General features: G+C 44.0%; 1 protein-coding gene. It reads right to left on the minus strand.

The annotated features are described in order from the left end of the window. A partial coding sequence (gene argE, locus A3762_RS00785) for an acetylornithine deacetylase (RefSeq protein ID WP_068753660.1) occupies positions 1-893 on the minus strand: 893 nt, incomplete at its 3' end. Between the last annotated feature and the right edge of the window lie 11 nt (positions 894-904).

The raw sequence follows: 904 nt of genomic DNA on the forward strand, positions 1-904 counted from the left end.
TTTACATCGATCTTGTATTTGTAGCCTGTCTGTTTCACTAACGCATCTATCTCAGCATGAAGTGAAGAAACGGACATCCCAGGAAGCGGTCTGATATCAAAATTCATCTGACAGTGTCCACAAATCCGATTAGGGCTATCTCCCCCATGTATTGCACCGACATTTAATGTAGGTCCCGAAACTTCAAAATTCGCATTCTGATAGTTTGCCTGCAAACGGGAACGAAATGCGAAAAGCTCTCCTAAAAATCCGTGAACTGCATTGACGGCACTATTCCCCAAGTCTGGATTCGAAGAATGCCCAGAACAACCTCTAAATTCGACCGCCTCCATGAGAATACCTTTATGCATTCGAATAGGTCGAATACTTGTTGGCTCCCCAATAACTGCCGCTCGGGCTTGAAGTTCACCTTGCTGAGCGATCAGTCGCGCTCCCGCCATTGAGCTTTCTTCATCAGCAGTCGCAACAATGATTAAGGGCTCATTTAACTCCGCTTGATCCATACTCTTTAAGGCTTCTACTATGATAGGGAAGAAACCTTTCATATCGCATGTCCCTAAGCCATAGTACTTGCNCTCAGAGAAACTCAACTTAAAAGGGTCTGAGTTCCATCTTGCCTGATCATAAGGAACCGTATCAGTATGCCCAGCCAACACTAAACCTCGACTGCCTGTTCCAAGCGTCGCGATAAGGTTGTACTTTCCCGCCTGTTGATCAACCGGAATTACTTCACAGCGAAATCCTAAACCCAAAAGCCACTTTTCTAATTCTCGAATCACGGATTCATTACTATGATCCCAAGAGGAATCACTAGCGCTAATTGAATTTTCGCCGACAAGTTTCGCTAACAGCGTTTCAAAGCTGGGTAATTCTTTAGGAATATGCAATTTCATTGAATTTATTT

The sequence above is a fragment of the Oleiphilus sp. HI0125 genome (assembly GCF_001635355.1).